Here is a 17,215-nt window from a genome sequence, read left to right as displayed (position 1 = left end):
CCTCTGCTTGATTACTGTTGTTGATACTATCGCAGCGAACTGCTGGTTACTCCCTTATGTGCTTTTACACTAAGCTATGCAATTATTATAAGCTAAAGGCGTCCTTATTTCAATTGCCAGCTTTAGGGAAAGTTTTGAATAATTGGGTCTAATCTCTCAGTGATCGTTAGAGCTGATAAAAGCCATGGACAAGAAGGGCAAGTCAAGTTATAGTAAATAGGTTGAAAAGGGGGAGCTTTATGACTAATCAATTAATCGAAAAGTTGCAGCAAGAACTACCTGATTATAAAAGCTATCAAATTGAAAATGTAATTACGATGCTTAATGAGGGAAATACGGTACCCTTCATTGCCCGTTACCGTAAAGAAAGAACTGGTTCCTTAGATGAAGTAGCCATTCAATCGATTCAGGAGGCCTATGAATACCAAGAGCATTTAGAAGAACGTAAAGAGACTATTCTTAAAGCCATCGATGACCAGGGCAAATTAACTGATTCTTTAAGGAAAGAGATTCTTGAAGCCGACCAATTGCAGGCCTTGGAAGATTTATATTCCCCTTATAAGAAGAAACGTCGGACTAAGGCCACTAAGGCTAAAGAGCAGGGTTTAGAGCCCTTAGCGGACTGGTTGAAGACAAACCCACTCTCCGGGTCGATTGAAGAAGAAGCTGATAAATACATCAATGACCAGGTAAATTCTGGAGAAGAAGCTTTAGCAGGAGCCCACGAGATCTTGTGTGAATGGATTAGTGAAGTGGCTAAGTATCGGTCCCATAGCCGGCAATATGTCTGGGAAAAAGGCTATTTAGCTAGTAAAAAGCGGGCCCAAGCCGAAGATGAAAAAGAAACCTATGCGATTTATTATGACTTTGCTGCCCCGCTCAGTGAGCTCAAATCTTACCAGGTCCTAGCCATTAACCGGGCGGAAAAAGAAAAAGTGGTCAGCGTTTCTTTAGATATTGAGGCCGAGCCTTTGATACAAGCATTCAGTGCTGATCTAATTGTTAAAGATTCGATCGCTTCCCCGCTGTTAGAAAAGGCTATCGAAGATAGTCTGGCTCGTTTTCTTTTGCCTCAAGCTTTTCGGGCAATTCGGACTCAAGTCACAGAAACAGCGGAGGACCATGCCATTGATAATTTCAGTGAAAACTTGAAAAATTTACTGATGCAACAACCATTAAAGGGGCAAGTAGTCCTGGGATGGGACCCAGCCTATCGTACGGGCTGCAAGCTGGCCGTCTTAGATGAAACTGGTCAAGTTTTGGATAAAACGGTGGTTTATCCCACCCCGCCACACAATAAAAAGGAAGCTGCAGCAAAGGCGGTCACAGACTTGATTGAAAAATATCAAATTGGCATTATTGCGATTGGTAATGGGACAGCCAGCCGGGAATCGGAAGAATTTGTCGCCCAAATGATCCAAGACAATCAGTTAAGTTGTCGCTATACCATAGTTAGCGAAAGTGGTGCCTCAGTTTACTCAGCTAGTGAAATTGCTCGTAAAGAATTTCCTGATTATCAAGTAGAAGAACGCTCAGCAGTAAGTATTGGTCGTCGCTTGCAGGATCCTCTGGCAGAATTGGTAAAAATTGACCCTAAAGCAATCGGTGTGGGTCAGTATCAACATGACGTGAACCAGACTAAATTAAATGACCAATTAGATTTTACCGTTGAATTAGTGGTAAACCGGGTAGGTGTGGAGCTAAATACCGCTTCAGCCTCACTCTTAAGTCACGTGGCTGGTCTTACCAAGACGGTTGCTAAGAATATCGTAACCTATCGAAACGAAAACGGAAAATTTGAATCCCGTAAGGACCTACATGATGTTCCCCGTTTGGGACCAAAAGCCTTTGAACAAGCAGCCGGTTTCTTACGCATTACTGACGGAAAGAACATCCTAGATAACACCGGTATCCATCCCGAATCCTATTCTGTAACGGAAGCCATCCTAGCAGCCGATGACATTGATCCGAATGCTATTAGAGAGGATGACATCCATTTAAAAATTAAAAATTGGAATATTAACCGCCTCTGCAAAAAGTATGACATTGGTCGTGAAACCCTAAAAGACATCCAAAAAGCGCTCTTAGTTCCAGGACGAGACCCCCGTAGTCAAGTAGCGGGTCCAGTGCTGCGCCAGGATGTCGTCCAACTGGAAGACCTCAAGCCAGGCATGGCCTTACAAGGAACGGTTCGCAATGTGGTCGATTTTGGTGCCTTTGTTGATATCGGGGTCAAGCAAGATGGTTTGGTCCATATTTCAAAAATGAGTCACCGTTTTGTCAAAGATCCCCAAGCTGTCGTCTCAGTAGGGGATATCGTTGATGTATGGGTGGATTCCGTTGACGTTCAAAAAGGGCGCATTGGTCTAACGATGTTAAAGCCTCAATAACATGTTGATAGGTTAAAATATTTCTTTAAAGAATGATTCCTTACTAATCAAGAAGCCTTGTGCATCAAAAATTTTCTTAGAAAGGAAAGAACAGTGAAAGAGCAAGATTTAGAAAACTTAGTTAGAGAAATTGCGGCTCAAAATTTTGCTTTTTCCTTTCAGGGGCAGGTGACTTGGAATCAGCGTTTGCGTACGACAGGAGGGCGTTTCATTCCCCGCCAAGATCGTTTAGAATTCAATCCCAAAGTCTTAAAAGTTTTAGGAAAAGATACCTTAATAGGAATTATTAAGCATGAGCTTTGCCATTACTGTTTATTTCATTGGGGTCAGCCCTACCAGCATAAGGACAAGGTCTTTAAAGACTTACTTAAATCAGTTGGTGGCCTACGCTTTACCCCAGCTTTAGGAGATAGTGCTCCCAGATATATTTATCGCTGTAAGCGCTGCGGTCAAAAATATTATCGCCAGCGAAGGATGAATATAAATAAATACGCTTGTGGAACATGTCAAGGCCCCATAAGTCTCATCGATCGCTAAAAAAGAGCGTTGGGAAAACCCAGCGCTCTTTTAACCGCTTATTGAGTAACTACTTATCTTCTAATTTTGCAAAGGAATCTTCGATAATCTTACGCATAGCATTGGCTGAATTATCCATGAAACCTTGTTCACGTTCGGTTAATTCTAATTCAATAACTTGTTCAATCCCTTGACTACCGATAATTGCAGGTGTACCAATATAGATGTCGTCTTGGCGGTAGTTATCTTGAAGCAGGGCTGAAACGGGTAGGGTAGCTCGCTCATTATTCAAAATTGCCTGACAGATACGGTTGATACAACTACCGATCCCATAATAAGTAGCCCCTTTACCGTTAATAATGTCATAGGCTTTATTTCTGACATAGTCGGTAATTTCATCTTGACGAGCTTGTTGGTCAAGGCGGTTATCGCTGGTAGCAAATTTCTCAATGGGTTGGCCACCGACAAGAACATGAGACCATGCACCAAATTCAGTGTCCCCATGCTCACCGAGGATATAAGCAGTCACATCACGGGGATCAACATCTAGGGCCTTGGCAATTTCAACTCTAAAGCGGGCACTATCGAGTGAGGTACCGGTACCGATTACTTTTTCACTCGGGAAACCAGAGAATTTCCAAGTGGCGTAAGTTAAGATATCAACTGGATTGGAAGCAACTACAAAAATCCCATCAAAACCGGAGTCGACCACTTGACCGACCATGTCTTTGAAGATAGGTAAGTTTTTGTCGACTAAGTCGAGACGGGTTTCTCCACCTGGTTTTTGAGGAATACCAGCAGTAAAGACAACAATATCGGCATCCTTACAATCTTCATAAGTCGCTTGAAAAATGTGCTTACGTGGAGAGAAAGGCGTAGCGTCTTCTAGGTCCAGAACATCACCATGGACCTTGTCCTTATTGATATCAATGATACCTAGTTCACGACCAACACCAGTAATGACATTGTGGTAAGCAAAAGCTGAGCCGACAGAACCATCACCAATTAGAATAATTTTAGCATCATGAATTTCTGACATACAATTCCTCCTAGCATGAATTTGTGAATAATATAGCTATATATTATCTAAAAAGGGTTAACCTACACTTATAATGTAACCGTTTGCAGGAATTTTTACAAGTTTATTTAACTTTTTTATTATTCCTTCTAAGAAAAAGAAAAAATATTCCAGCAAAATTCTGATCGCTTAAGCTATAATGGCTGCCTACTTGCTAATGATTGAGCGATTACTGTTTAGGCAAAATTTCCTTTATTTTTTAGGCTGCCTTATTTGCCATTTTAAGGCCTAATCGTTATAGTAAACGTGTAGAAAAGCTTTTTTCCTAAAATTTAGGCTAATTTGCTATAAGTGATTAGCTATTGTTCTAGGAGATATTTACTAGGGCAATTCTTGTATTTATAGCAATGTAAGCGCCTATTTTATGATAAAATAAGCTTGTGTAAAATATCTAAAAAAGGAGTTCATATATGTCTAAAGTATTTGCTTTAAATGCTGGATCATCCAGTTTAAAATTTTCTATTTATGAAATACCTAGTGAGGAAGTTGTTGCTTCTGGCGTAATTGACCGTATTGGTCTAGGTGATTCCAATATTACCATTAAATATAATGGTGAAAAACACCAAGACGTCAAAGATGTGATGGATCATGACCAAGCAACTAAGACTTTATTAGATAAGTTAGAAAGCTTGAATATCATTGAAGAATACGATGAAATTGCAGGTACCGGACACCGCGTCGTATCCGGTGGTGAAAAATTCAAGGAATCAGCTCTGATTGACGAAGAAGGTCTCAAAATAATTGAAGAGGTGAGTGAATATGCACCCCTTCATAACCCCGCTGAAGCTCAAGTCATTCGTGCCTTCAAAGAATTACTTCCTGACAAACCAGCAGTCGCTGCATTTGATACTTCATTCCATACAACTATGCCTGAAAAAGCATATCTTTATGGAACTCCTTATGAATACTATGAAAAATATGGTGCGCGTCGTTATGGTGCTCACGGCACCTCACATAAATACGTTTCTCAACGTGCCGCAGAATTAATGGGTAAACCAGTGGAAGATGTTAATATCATTACCTGTCATATTGGTAATGGGGCCTCAATTACTGCTGTTCAAGGTGGAAAGTCTATTGACACTTCTATGGGCTTCACTCCAGTAGCTGGGTTTGTTATGGGAACTCGTTCAGGTGATGTGGATCCTTCCTTACTGGAATTTGTTATGCGCAAAGAAAATCTCAATATGGAAGAAATGCTTTCTGTTCTTAATAACAAATCTGGTTTATTAGGAGTATCGGGCGTATCTTCAGACATGCGTGACGTTGAAGCAGCTGCTGACCAAGGTAACGAACGAGCAAAAATTGCCTTAGAAGTTTATGTCAATGCCGTGAAACGTTATATCGGATCTTACTTATTTGAATTAAATGGGGCAGATGCTATTGTCTTTACAGCAGGTGTGGGAGAAAATTCTCCAGAATTCCGTCAAGCAGTACTAGAAAACACTGATAAACTTGGTATTGAATTAGACAAGGAACGTAACCAATCTGTTGAAGAAGGTTTAATTTCAACCGATGATTCTAAAGTGAAAGTCTTTGTCATTCCAACAGATGAAGAATTAATGATCGTTCGTGATACTGTTCGTTTAGGAAATATTAAATAAGCAAAAGGACTTGAAGCAAGTAGTGGTATGCTCCCCTTAAAGTAGACACTTGAAAAAGTAAAACTACTTTAGGGGGAGTTTTTTATGCGTTCAAATAGAAAGCATTCACCAGCAGAGTTGGCTAAATATATCCATCTTTATGAAGAAGGAACTTCCTATGCCGAGCTTTGTGATCAATATGGTCTCTCAATTCATTCATCTGTCTTTAGAGAATATTATCTCAAATATCTAGAACATGGCTTTGCAGGGCTGGAATCACAGACAAAGAATAATTCTTATAGTGAAAAGTTTAAGCAGAACGTCGTTCAAGAATACTTGAATACAGACATCTCAATTACAAAAATTGCTAGAAAATACAATATCCCTAGCTTTTCTACTGTAAGGAATTGGATTACTAAGTATACTAAAAGGGAAGAATTAAAGGGCTACCACCCTAAACCCGAGGTGTATACAATGAAAAGCCAAAAGAAAACCTATCAGGAAAAAGTTGATATTGTTAAAGATTTTCTTGAAACAGGAATGTCTTATAAAGAGACTGCTGAAAAACATAAAGTTTCCTACAATAATGTTTACTCATGGGTCCAAAAGTATAAGAAATATGGTCCCGATGGGCTCATTGATAGTAGAGGACGCCGCAAACCGATGAGTATTCAAAATGAAGAAGAGAAGTTACGTACAGAATTAGCTGCGCTTAAAGCACGTAATGAATACTTAGAAACGGAAAATGCTGCTCTAAAAAAATTGAAAGAAGTGGAAAGAGAGTTGATGTCCGACGGACAAAATATCAAGCAGAGTTCAAAACAATCGAAAAATTAAGCCAGGAAGGACACAAAATAACATTCTTATGCCATTCGCTAGGTGTCAGTAGATCTGCTTATTATAAATGGCTCGACCGAGAGCCATCCAAGACAGAACAACGTTTACAGTGGCTAATGACTTTAATTCAAGAAGCTTATGATAAATATGAGGGCATCTATGGTTATCGTCGAATCACCATTTATCTTAATCACTTTAAGAATGCGCGGGTCAATCATAAGTGTGTCTATCGTCTCATGAAATTAATGGGTTTAAAATCTGTTATTCGCCGTAGGCGATATCACTACAAAAAAAGTAAGCCTCAGCACGTTGCAGAAAATGTGTTGAACCGTGAATTTGATAAAGATTATGAACCGATGCAGGTGTTGTTGACGGATATTACAGAGTTTAAATATGGCTATAACTATAGTTACAAAGCGTATTTAAGTGCGATTCTTGATTACGGAGCCAATAAGATTATTGCTTTTAAATTATCACAAAGGAATAACAATCAACTTGTTAAAGATACGATTGTTCAAGTAGAAGAAGAACTTATCCCTACAGAAACCCTCTTGCACAGTGACCGTGGTTTCCAATATACTTCGCATTTCTTTAAGCGTTTTGTTGACGAAAAACAGTTAATTCAAAGTATGTCTCGCGTAGGAAAATGTATTGATAACGGACCAATGGAAAATTTCTGGGGCATTATTAAAGAAGAGATGTATCGGTTGAAAACTTATGAAAGCTTTGAACAACTTGAAGAAGATATTAAACGCTACATCGAATTTTATAACACCGAACGTGTCACACTGGATATGGGCCTTAAAATTCCAGCTTAAATCCAAAGGTGATTAGCCGTTTGGCTAAAAAATTTAAAATTAAATCTAGTTTTAGTTAGACTGTCTGGGCTTGTTTGGCTTGTCCATCTTTTAAAACAGCTAATAGGCTTTGTCAAGGTGGAGAGCGGAGCGGACCTTGATAAAGGCTTGAAGCTGTTTACGCTCCCTCCTTGTCAAACAAGCCTGACCGCTAAACTATCTTTCGGATTAAGTTTTATGAAACATCCTATTCACTGATAAATAATACTTTAAAATCTAAAATAAAAACCATGCATGACAAAGATCACACATGGTAAAAAATTTATTTATTTATCTGTCTACTTGACAGGGAGCAGTTCATAGCTAAGGCTGCTTGCTTTTTTATTATTGCCTGAACAAAAAAACATTATTGTTTTTAAAACTTGACTTTATAAAGCTTTTATAAGAAAAACTCGGAGATAAAAACAATTTACTGTACAAAATGTAATCGCTTTCACTATAATGACCCTAGTTGGTGTTTTCAGCTAAAAGGAGGCTGTGAAATGGAAGAATACATTTTAGCAATAGACCAGGGGACAACAAGTACACGAGCTGTGATTTATAATCACCAAGGGGAAAGTGTCGGATCCTATCAAAAGGAATTTGACCAAATCTTTCCTAAGCCTGGTTGGGTGGAACACAATGCCAACCAAATTTGGAACTCTGTCCAGTCAGTCATTGCCGGAGCATTTATTGAGACGGGAATTAAACCGCGACAAATCAAAGGGATTGGGATAACCAATCAACGGGAAACGACGGTAATTTGGGACAAGGAAACTGGGCGTCCTATTTATAACGCCATTGTCTGGCAATCGCGTCAAACTAGCAGTATAGCTGACCAACTCATCGCTGATGGCCATAAAGACATGATTCAAGAGAAAACAGGTTTGGTGGTTGACCCCTATTTTTCAGCGACTAAAATTCGTTGGATCTTAGACCAAGTCGATGGCGCTCAAGAGCGAGCAGAAAATGGAGAATTACTCTTTGGAACCATTGATACATGGATCGTCTGGAAGTTAACCGACGGTGCTGTCCATGTGACGGATTATTCCAACGCTAGTCGGACGATGTTGTTCAACGTGAAGGATTTAGAATGGGACCAGGAAATCTTAGACTTATTAAATATCCCGCGTGAACTCCTGCCTGAAGTCAAATCCAATTCAGAAGTTTACGGCAAAACGATTCCTTTCCACTTTTATGGTGCGGAGGTTCCGATTGCTGGAATGGCGGGGGACCAACAAGCTGCCTTATTTGGACAACTTGCTTTAGAGCCAGGTATGGTGAAAAATACCTACGGAACGGGTGCCTTTATCATTATGAATATGGGGTCTGATTTTCAAGTCTCAGAGAACAATCTGTTGACCACTATCGCCTACGGAATGAATGGAGAAGTCACTTATGCCCTAGAAGGGTCGATTTTTGTGGCTGGCTCAGCGATTCAATGGCTCAGAGACCAAATGGGTTTGATTGAGGACTCCCCTCAGTCAGAAGACCTGGCTAAACAATCTAAAGATGATGATGAGGTTTATGTGGTACCCGCTTTTACTGGCCTCGGAGCACCTCACTGGGATTCCAGGGCACGGGGAGCCGTATTTGGTCTCACTCGGGGAACGAACCGCAATGACTTTGTTAAGGCGACTTTGCAGTCTTTAGCCTATCAGACTCGGGATATTATCGATACCATGGAACTAGATACAGGTATTGATATTAACCTATTAAAGGTCGATGGCGGAGCTGCTATGAACGATTATCTCATGCAATTCCAAGCGGATATTCTAGGTATTGAAATTGCTCGGGCCAAAAACCTAGAAACTACTGCCTTAGGTGCTGCATATTTAGCTGGCTTAGCAGTAGACTTTTGGAAAGATACTGATGAATTGAAGAGCTTACAAAGTACTGGACAAAACTTTACCCCTTCAATGAATAATGCCCATAAAGAACAACTTTATCGTGGTTGGAAACAGGCAGTGAAAGCCACCCGCGTCTTTACAGCAGATGAAGAAGAAAGAGACTAAAGCTTATGATGGAGGTATTATCAGATGACATTTTCTGTTAAAAATAGACAACAAGCTCTGACCAAATTACAAGAACGTACCCTAGACTTATTGGTCATTGGCGGCGGAATTACCGGAGCAGGGGTTGCCTTGCAAGCAGCAGCGAGTGGGTTAGAAACCGGTTTAATTGAAATGCAAGATTTTGCGGAAGGCACCAGTAGTCGGTCCACCAAGCTAGTCCACGGTGGTATCCGCTATTTAAAAAACTTTGATGTGGAAGTGGTTGCCGATACGGTTAGTGAACGGGCAGTCGTTCAACAAATTGCCCCTCACATTCCTAAACCTGACCCCATGGTTATTCCCATCTACGATGAAGAGGGCGCTACTTTTACCATGTTTCGCTTGAAAGTAGCTATGGACCTCTATGATTCCTTAGCTGGGGTGAGCGATTCTAGCTATGCCAATACCGTTCTATCCAAAGAAGAAGTTCTCCAACATGTGCCAGGTTTAAAAGAAGAAGGCTTACAAGGTGGAGGCCAATATCTAGACTTTAACAATAGCGATATCCGTTTAGTAATTGAAAATATTAAAAGAGCCCACCAAGATGGTGCCCTAGTTGCTAGTCGAGTAGAAGCGATCGGCTATCTTTACGACCAAGAGGGCAAGATCAATGGCGTAAAGGCACTGGATCACTTGACTAATGAAAGCTTCGAAATCCACGCTCGCTATGTCATTAATACGACCGGACCATGGAGTGATGAAACCCGTAATCTCGATGAAGAAGACAACCGCATCGAAATGATGCGCCCTACTAAAGGGATTCACCTGGTTATCGATGCCAGCCGCCTAAAAGTCAGTCAGCCCGTTTACTTTGATTCGGGTTATGATGACGGACGGATGATCTTTGTCATCCCGCGGGAAGACAAGACCTATTTTGGGACGACTGATACCGACTATACAGGCGATTACAAACATCCTCAAGTAGAAGAAGATGATGTTAACTATCTCATAGGTGCTGTCAACAACCGCTTCCCTGAGGCTAAGATAAGTATCGATGATATTGAGTCATCCTGGGCCGGTTTAAGACCCCTAATTGCTGGCAACAGTGCTTCTGACTATAATGGTGGAGACTCAGGTAAAATTAATGACCAAAGCTTTGAGGATTTAATTGCTGTGGTTAAGGGTTACTTAAATGAAGAAAAAACACGAGACCAAGTGGAACGTACTGTTGCTAACTTGGAAGGTTCCCTATCAGAAGAAACCCTAGACCCTTCTCAAGTATCACGGGGGTCTAGTCTAGAACGTGATGATAACGGACTAATTACCTTGGCCGGTGGAAAAATTACCGACTACCGGAAGATGGCTGCTGGGGCTATGGAAAAAATTATTAAGCTCCTCAAAGAGGAATACGATAAATCCTTCCGTCTAATTAATTCAAAAACCTACCCTGTTTCTGGTGGGGAAATTAATCCGGCTAATATCGAAGGCGAGTTCTCCTCTTATGCTCAAATGGGGGTAAAAAGAGGTTTATCTAAGGAAGAAGCTTATTATTTAGCAGCCTTTTACGGATCTAATGTGCCTAAGGTATATGCCTTAATTGATCAAGTACCAGAGATTGAAGGCTTGTCTTTAGCTGAAACCATCATGCTCTACTATGCCCTAGAAGAGGAAATGGTTCTTACCCCCGTTGATTACTTTTTACGTCGGACCAACTACATGCTCTTCATGCGTGATCGCTTAGACCACTTACTTGAACCAGTTGTTCAAACCATGAGTGACTACTTTGACTGGGATGATCAAAGTCGTCAAGCTTATCAAAAGGAATTAGAAGAAGTACTAGCCAAGAATGACCTCGTTGACTTAAAAAAGAAGGCTAATGGATAATAAGACAACTATTTGATAGAGGAGGAAGTAGGATGGCGACAGAAGTAATCGGTGAGTTCTTAGGAACACTCATTCTGGTCCTTTTAGGGGATGGGGTTTGCGCTAATGTTAATTTAGCACGAACCAAGGGACATAATGCCGGCTGGTTAACTATAACGATTGGCTGGGGCTTAGCGGTTATGGTGGCTGCCTATGCTTCAGGTTATTTAAGCCCGGCCCATCTGAATCCAGCAGTGACCATTGCCTTTGCGATTGAAGGTTCGACACCATGGCCCTCAGTGCCCGCCTATATTATTGGGCAAATGCTAGGTGCTTTCTTAGGGGCAGTGATTTTATGGCTTCATTATCGGGATCATTTTAATGTAACAGAAGATCCTGCCATGATATTAGGAAGTTTTGCCACTGCTCCAGAGATTTATTCACCAGCTAACAATTTAATCACTGAAGCAATTGGAACTTTTATTTTAACTTTTGGAATTATGTCCTTTGCTCAAAATGACCTGGCTCCTGGTTTGTCTACTGCCTTAGTGGGGGGATTGATTGTCAGCATCGGAGCTTCCTTAGGAGGACCGACGGGTTATGCCATTAATCCAGCCCGTGATTTAGGACCTCGAATTGCTCACGCAATGTTACCAATTCCCCATAAGGGAGATTCGGATTGGTCATATGCTTGGATACCCGTTGTCGGACCAATTATTGGTAGTGTAATAGCTGCCATTGTCTTTCAATGGATACCCTAAAGATTACTAATAAGTGATAACATTTATAAGAAAAAATTTCATAAGTCGTTAAAAAGGCCTCACTCCTTGAAGTGAGGCCTTTTAATGACTGCTAGTCTTAGTTTTTATGCTTTTCTGCCTTTTTCATGTTTAACATTGTCCAAATCAGTTCTAACCACTAAGACATCACAGTTGGCGTTACGGATAACGTATTCTGAAACCGAACCAATGAAGAGACGTTCCACGGCATTAAGCCCAGTTGCACCAATCATGATTAAATCAGCATGATATTCTTTGGAAAGTTCTTTAGCAATTTGAACTTTTGGTGAACCATAATCAATGACGGTTTGGATTTCTTTTACGCCTTTTTCCGATGCATACTTCTTGTAGTCGTTAAGTAATTCTTTAGCTTGTTTGACTAATTCATCGGATAGGGTGCCTTCGTAACCAGTAGTTGTTTGAATCGAGCGTGTATCAACGATATGCGTAATGATTAATTCAGCGTCATTACGTAAGGCAACTTCTACCGCTTTTTTGAAGGCTAATTCAGCTTCATCAGAACCATCCACAGGTGTCAATATATGTTCGTAATTCTTATACATAAGGATCCCTCACTTTCTTTTTCTCTCTATAGCTATTATAGCATGAAAGCGGATAAAAAAATTAACTTTAAATAATATTCCTATTGAAAAAACCTAGGCTTTCACACCTAGGCTAAAAAATAATTCGATTATTTTTATGTAAGCCTCCAATGATACCGTGGAAATTCTATCTGTCTGAACCCGCGATATAGCAGGTGGGTTCCGGTATCCAACTTCAGTTGTCCACGTAAAAGAGGCGTAACATCCATTGGAGCTCGCAGATCCCTAGATAGTAGTTGTTCGGTCAGCACATTTAAAAGATGCACGCATATCTTAGAGAACTTACATTACTATTAATTTAGCATGTCTAAGGCTTTTTGGCAAGCAGGAAAGCTTGAAGCGACATCATCTTAAGCGGGATTTATTGCTTGATAAAAATTATTTTTGCCTTTTTCGCATTTGCCGCATTTGCTCTAAGGCTTGCTCGTATTTGCCTGTTTGGCAGGCCTGGTAGTATTGTCTATCCAACAAGGTTTCTGGTAAGTAATCTTGAGCGACCCAATGGTTGGGATAATCGTGGGGGAACTTGTAGGCAGTTCCTCTTCCCAAATCTTTTGCCCCGCTGTAGTGGGCATCACGAAGGTGTTTGGGGATGACGCCAGCTTTTCCTGAACGAATATCTGCTAAGGCTTGATCAATGGCTTGAATGGCTGAATTGGATTTAGGGGATAGAGAAAGATCTATAATGGCGTGAGCCAAAGGAATCCTGGCTTCCGGCAGTCCAATTTTCTGGGCAGCTTGGCAGGCAATGACAGCCCGTTGACAGGCTTCGGGGTTAGCCAAACCAATATCCTCATAAGCGCATACTATTAACCGCCGGCAGAGGCTGTTCAAATCTCCAGCTTCAATTAAACGGGCAGCATAATGGAGAGCAGCGTTAACATCACTGCCACGAATACTTTTCTGAAAGGCAGACACCACATCATAGTGCATGTCTCCATCTTCATCATGGTCAAAGGCTTTCTTTTGTAAACATTCCTCTGCTACGCGTAAGTCGATCAGGATTTGGCCTTCAGCATTCTCCTCAGTTGATAAAGCCGCTAGTTCTAATGCATTGAGTGCAGAGCGCAAATCCCCGTTGGAATAATTGGCTAAGTAGTCCTTAGCTTCATCACTTAATCGAATAGGATATTTGCCCAGTCCACGTTCCTCATCTTCGAGAGCACGGTCAATGGCTGTTTTGATATGGTCAGCTTCTAAGGGGTAGAGCTCAAAAATTTGTGTCCGTGACCGGATGGCAGGGTTGATATTGATATAGGGGTTTTCAGTGGTCGCCCCGATTAGAATCAGTAGGCCGCTTTCCAAATGAGGAAGGAGAAAGTCTTGTTTAGTTTTATCCAGGCGGTGAATTTCATCTAATAATAAAATAAGACCGCCGGAAAACTTTGCTTCAGCCACGACTTCTTGGAGGGCCTTTTTATTATCTGTCGCCGCATTCAATTGCCGAAAACTTAACTTAGTGGAACCAGCAATAGCGCTAGCTATGGATGTTTTACCAATACCAGGAGGCCCATATAAAATCATTGACCTTAACTGTTTCGCTTTAACCATCCGCCAGATGATTTTACCGGGTCCAACTAGGTGTTCTTGACCAACAACTTCTTCTAGGGCCTTAGGCCGCATTCTGTAGGCTAGGGGGGCTTGTTTATTCACACTGAAACTCCTTTCTAAGTGCTTGATAACGTCAATCAGTATAACACATCCGTTTCTAAAAAGAGCGCTTTTGGCTTTTCCCCTGTTGTCTAGGACCAGATAGTGATACAATAGTAAAAAATAAGGGGGTAAGCGAACAAATGATCTATCTTGATTATGCAGCAACGACACCGATGACCCAAGCAGTCATTGAGGCTATGGACCAAGCCATGCGTGAAAATTATGGCAATGCATCAAGTACCTACCGGATTGGTCGCCAATCACATGAACAATTGACTCGAGTAAGAGAGAATATAGCGGAGACAATTAATGCTCAGGCCGACGATATTATTTTTACCAGCGGGGCAACAGAATCGACTAATAGTGCCCTTATACAAACCGCAAAACGTTTAGCAAAGCAAGGCCGTCATATTATTACCACCGAAGCTGAGCACCCTTCAAGTTATAAGACGGCAAAATATCTGGAAAAACAGGGCTTTGAAGTGACTTTTCTGCCCTTCGATGAATATGGTCATATCTCAATTGAAGCCTTAAAGGATGCCATTAAAGATGATACCATCATGGTTTCAATTATCGCAGGGAATAACGAAGTTGGCTCCGTCCAAGATATCCAAGCCATTGGAGATATTTGCCAAGACCACCACTTATTCTTCTATACGGATGTGGTACAAGCCTATCTCAACGTCCCTATTGATGTTGAAGCCATGCATATCGATGGCTTATGTGTTTCGGCCCATAAATTCCATGGCCCCAAGGGGGTTGGCTTCCTCTATTACCGTAATGCAGTGAGTGATTTTACTCCTTACTTAAGAGGGGGAGGCCAAGAACATGGTCATCGGGCCGGTACTGAAAATGTTCCTGGGATTGTGGCCATGGGTAAGGCCATTGAAATAGCCTACCAGGCTAGGGATGACCATCATCAAAAATTGCTTGAGTTAAGGAAATATTTTCTTAAAGAAGCCAAAGAACGGGGCCTAGATTTCGAAATCAATGGTCCTAAGGAAGCTGAACTTGCCCATATTTTAAATGTCTACTGGCCTAATCATCCTAGTGATCAGGTCCTGATTAAATTAGATTTAAAAGACGTTTACGTATCGGCTGGGTCAGCCTGCTCAGCTGGATCGCTAGAACCGAGTCGGATTTTAGTGTCGATGTTTGGTGAAGAAAGCCCCCGAATCAGCCAAAGTATTCGCATATCATTTGGTCAGTTGACCACAATTGAAGAAATCGATGAATTCTTAAATATTTTGTTAAGCATTGCTTAGTTATAGTGTAAACAAATTAAGGAGGAATGAAATGGCTTTTAAAGAAAAAGAACAATTAAAAGGGAGTCAAAAAATCTATCAAGTTCATCCTAACTGCAAGGCATATACTTTGCGGGACTATGGATTTACTTCCACTAAGGCAGGTAATTATCAAATTGAAATTCCTATTCGTCCAGAATTTCAAGCCAGTCACTATCTCTTATTAAAAGTTCAAATTGATAAATCAGTGGATAAATTGCAAATGAACGTCACTAATAAGACGGGGCTGAAGGCGGTGAATGTTTACCAAAATTCCGATATGGCAGATTTAGCCAAACGCTTAGAGGAAATTTTAGCTGACTTAGTTGACAAGCAAGTCTTAGCAATCAGTGAAGACTAAAATTGGACATATAATCATTCTCAAAACTCAAGGACATTTGAAGATTTAATAAAAATTCAATCAAATGACTTGAGTTTTTTATGTAAATTGGTATGATTACTACCTGGATAAGGCATTTGAGGCCTATCCAAGATTATCAACACAACAAAACGTGCGACCTTCAATCGTAAATTTTGTTTAAGAAAGATGGTGATGTTGTGAATGATAAGAAAAATAAAAAAGTTGTTTTAGGCATGAGTGGGGGAGTCGATTCCAGTGTTTCCGCGCTTTTGCTGAAAGAACAGGGATATGATGTCATTGGTATTTTTATGAAGAATTGGGCTGACACTGATGAAAATGGTGTTTGTACAGCAACCGAAGATTACCGGGATGTACAAGCTGTAGCTAGTCAGATAGGTATTCCTTATTATTCAGTCAACTTTGAAAAAGAATACTGGGACCGTGTCTTCGAATACTTCCTCGATGAATATCGTCATGACCGTACCCCTAATCCAGACGTCATGTGCAATAAAGAGATTAAATTCAAGGCCTTCCTCGATTATGCTTTGGACTTAGGAGCAGATTACGTGGCTATGGGCCACTACGCTCGGGTGAGAACAAATGATCAAGGCGAAGTGGAGTTGCTTCGTGGGGTTGATAGTAATAAGGATCAAACCTACTTCTTAAACCAACTGTCACAAGAACAATTGCAACACGCGCTATTTCCCATCGGCGAATTAGAGAAGTCGGAAGTGCGACAAATTGCTGAAGACCATAATCTAAAGACGGCCCATAAAAAGGACTCAACCGGGGTTTGCTTTATTGGTGAGCGCGACTTTAATGCCTTTCTTTCCAATTATTTACCAGCTAAACCAGGTTTAATGAAAACCTTAGACGGCCAAGTAATGGCTGAGCACCATGGATTGATGTATTATACCATCGGTCAGCGGAAGGGCTTGGGAATCGGTGGAACCAAGGTAGGTAATAATGAACCTTGGTTTGTTATCGGAAAGAACCAGGCTAAAAATGAACTCTATGTTGGCCAAGGCTACCATCATCCCTTGCTCTATGCTGACTACTTATTAGCCAGTGAAGTTTCCTTTACCAGTGACCATTTTCCACGTGAAGACTTTACCTGCACTGCTAAGTTTCGCTACCGACAAAAAGATATCCCAGTGAAAGTCAGCTTCTTGTCTGATGACCAGTTAAGGGTAGACTTTGAGGAGCCAGTTCGGGCGATTACACCAGGACAGTCGGTAGTCTTCTACCAAGATGAAGTTTGTTTAGGTGGAGCAACCATTGACGCTGCCTATAAGGATGATAAAAAGTTACAATACCAATAATAAAATAGATGAATCATTTCTAAAAGCAGGCTATAAATTAGGATGATTTCAAGATACAGCTGTAACTAGTTTTTGGCTTATCCAGGAAGACCTTATCTAACTTGGAGGCTAGAAGCTAAGA

General features: G+C 40.9%; 14 protein-coding genes and 1 other RNA gene. 11 read left to right on the top strand and 4 right to left on the bottom strand.

The annotated features are described in order from the left end of the window. The first annotated feature begins 239 nt into the window (after positions 1–239). Together AWM73_RS05010 and AWM73_RS05005 are read left to right on the top strand one after the other, a co-directional pair. Positions 240–2,390: a Tex family protein gene (locus tag AWM73_RS05010; protein WP_060778353.1), complete on the top strand. Its 2,151-nt coding sequence runs from the start codon at positions 240–242 to the stop codon at positions 2,388–2,390. A 93-nt stretch (positions 2,391–2,483) separates the two neighbouring features. Continuing rightward, positions 2,484–2,927 carry a SprT family protein gene (locus AWM73_RS05005; RefSeq protein ID WP_060778352.1) on the top strand — a complete coding sequence of 148 codons (444 nt, stop codon included), beginning with the start codon at positions 2,484–2,486 and terminating at the stop codon, positions 2,925–2,927. Positions 2,928–2,976: 49 nt separating this feature from the next. Here AWM73_RS05005 and AWM73_RS05000 read toward each other — a convergent pair whose 3' ends face one another. Next, positions 2,977–3,945 carry an L-lactate dehydrogenase gene (locus tag AWM73_RS05000; RefSeq protein ID WP_082702858.1) on the bottom strand — a complete coding sequence of 323 codons (969 nt, stop codon included), beginning with the start codon at positions 3,943–3,945 and terminating at the stop codon, positions 2,977–2,979. Between the two features lie 449 nt (positions 3,946–4,394). Between AWM73_RS05000 and AWM73_RS04995 the strand changes: the two genes are divergently transcribed. The 6 genes from AWM73_RS04995 to AWM73_RS04970 all read left to right on the top strand — a co-directional run bounded on the left by AWM73_RS04995 (position 4,395) and on the right by AWM73_RS04970 (position 11,855). Continuing rightward, on the top strand, positions 4,395–5,585 hold the full coding sequence (locus AWM73_RS04995; RefSeq protein ID WP_060778351.1) for an acetate/propionate family kinase: 1,191 nt from the start codon (positions 4,395–4,397) through the stop codon (positions 5,583–5,585). An 84-nt stretch (positions 5,586–5,669) separates the two neighbouring features. Further along, positions 5,670–6,401: a helix-turn-helix domain-containing protein gene (locus tag AWM73_RS04990; RefSeq protein WP_060778350.1), complete on the top strand. Its 732-nt coding sequence runs from the start codon at positions 5,670–5,672 to the stop codon at positions 6,399–6,401. Continuing rightward, positions 6,293–7,219 carry an IS3 family transposase gene (locus tag AWM73_RS04985; protein WP_111853630.1) on the top strand — a complete coding sequence of 309 codons (927 nt, stop codon included), beginning with the start codon at positions 6,293–6,295 and terminating at the stop codon, positions 7,217–7,219. Before AWM73_RS04990 ends, AWM73_RS04985 begins: the two co-directional genes overlap by 109 nt. A gap of 521 nt (positions 7,220–7,740) precedes the next feature. Then, positions 7,741–9,252: a glycerol kinase GlpK gene (gene glpK, locus AWM73_RS04980; protein WP_060778348.1), complete on the top strand. Its 1,512-nt coding sequence runs from the start codon at positions 7,741–7,743 to the stop codon at positions 9,250–9,252. A gap of 24 nt (positions 9,253–9,276) precedes the next feature. Further along, positions 9,277–11,115 carry a type 1 glycerol-3-phosphate oxidase gene (gene glpO / locus AWM73_RS04975; protein WP_060778347.1) on the top strand — a complete coding sequence of 613 codons (1,839 nt, stop codon included), beginning with the start codon at positions 9,277–9,279 and terminating at the stop codon, positions 11,113–11,115. A gap of 32 nt (positions 11,116–11,147) precedes the next feature. After that, positions 11,148–11,855: an MIP/aquaporin family protein gene (locus AWM73_RS04970; RefSeq protein ID WP_060778346.1), complete on the top strand. Its 708-nt coding sequence runs from the start codon at positions 11,148–11,150 to the stop codon at positions 11,853–11,855. 104 nt (positions 11,856–11,959) lie between these two features. Here the strand turns inward: AWM73_RS04970 and AWM73_RS04965 are convergent, their stop codons facing one another. From AWM73_RS04965 to AWM73_RS04955, 3 genes are all read right to left on the bottom strand, one after another. After that, a complete protein-coding gene (locus AWM73_RS04965) occupies positions 11,960–12,436 on the bottom strand; it encodes a universal stress protein (protein ID WP_060778345.1) in 477 nt (158 codons plus the stop codon). Between the two features lie 139 nt (positions 12,437–12,575). Further along, a non-coding RNA gene (ssrS, locus tag AWM73_RS04960) (6S RNA) lies at positions 12,576–12,758 on the bottom strand. A 95-nt stretch (positions 12,759–12,853) separates the two neighbouring features. After that, a complete protein-coding gene (locus AWM73_RS04955; RefSeq protein ID WP_060779070.1) occupies positions 12,854–14,098 on the bottom strand; it encodes a replication-associated recombination protein A in 1,245 nt (414 codons plus the stop codon). Positions 14,099–14,268: 170 nt separating this feature from the next. On the opposite strand from AWM73_RS04955, the gene AWM73_RS04950 reads away from it, so the two are divergent. From AWM73_RS04950 to mnmA, 3 genes are all read left to right on the top strand, one after another. Then, a complete protein-coding gene (locus AWM73_RS04950) occupies positions 14,269–15,393 on the top strand; it encodes a cysteine desulfurase family protein (RefSeq protein ID WP_060778344.1) in 1,125 nt (374 codons plus the stop codon). Between the two features lie 31 nt (positions 15,394–15,424). Further along, on the top strand, positions 15,425–15,772 hold the full coding sequence (locus AWM73_RS04945) for a DUF1831 domain-containing protein (protein ID WP_060778343.1): 348 nt from the start codon (positions 15,425–15,427) through the stop codon (positions 15,770–15,772). Between the two features lie 197 nt (positions 15,773–15,969). Next, positions 15,970–17,094: a tRNA 2-thiouridine(34) synthase MnmA gene (gene mnmA / locus AWM73_RS04940; RefSeq protein WP_076340218.1), complete on the top strand. Its 1,125-nt coding sequence runs from the start codon at positions 15,970–15,972 to the stop codon at positions 17,092–17,094. Positions 17,095–17,215 lie beyond the last annotated feature (121 nt).

This window comes from Aerococcus urinae (assembly GCF_001543175.1).
Lineage (GTDB): Bacteria > Bacillota > Bacilli > Lactobacillales > Aerococcaceae > Aerococcus > Aerococcus urinae.
The sequence above is the reverse complement of the archived record's forward strand: the minus strand, read 5'-3'. Positions and strand labels throughout refer to the sequence as shown.

What these genes read in the sequence shown, in the direction of transcription:
- AWM73_RS05010 (WP_060778353.1), top strand. Translation starts at nt 240, where the DNA reads ATGACTAATCAATTAATCGAAAAGTTGCAGCAAGAACTACCTGATTAT.
- AWM73_RS05000 (WP_082702858.1), bottom strand. Translation starts at nt 3,945, where the DNA reads ATGTCAGAAATTCATGATGCTAAAATTATTCTAATTGGTGATGGTTCT.
- AWM73_RS04995 (WP_060778351.1), top strand. Translation starts at nt 4,395, where the DNA reads ATGTCTAAAGTATTTGCTTTAAATGCTGGATCATCCAGTTTAAAATTT.
- AWM73_RS04990 (WP_060778350.1), top strand. Translation starts at nt 5,670, where the DNA reads ATGCGTTCAAATAGAAAGCATTCACCAGCAGAGTTGGCTAAATATATC.
- glpK (WP_060778348.1), top strand. Translation starts at nt 7,741, where the DNA reads ATGGAAGAATACATTTTAGCAATAGACCAGGGGACAACAAGTACACGA.
- glpO (WP_060778347.1), top strand. Translation starts at nt 9,277, where the DNA reads ATGACATTTTCTGTTAAAAATAGACAACAAGCTCTGACCAAATTACAA.
- AWM73_RS04970 (WP_060778346.1), top strand. Translation starts at nt 11,148, where the DNA reads ATGGCGACAGAAGTAATCGGTGAGTTCTTAGGAACACTCATTCTGGTC.
- AWM73_RS04965 (WP_060778345.1), bottom strand. Translation starts at nt 12,436, where the DNA reads ATGTATAAGAATTACGAACATATATTGACACCTGTGGATGGTTCTGAT.
- AWM73_RS04955 (WP_060779070.1), bottom strand. Translation starts at nt 14,098, where the DNA reads ATGCGGCCTAAGGCCCTAGAAGAAGTTGTTGGTCAAGAACACCTAGTT.
- AWM73_RS04950 (WP_060778344.1), top strand. Translation starts at nt 14,269, where the DNA reads ATGATCTATCTTGATTATGCAGCAACGACACCGATGACCCAAGCAGTC.
- AWM73_RS04945 (WP_060778343.1), top strand. Translation starts at nt 15,425, where the DNA reads ATGGCTTTTAAAGAAAAAGAACAATTAAAAGGGAGTCAAAAAATCTAT.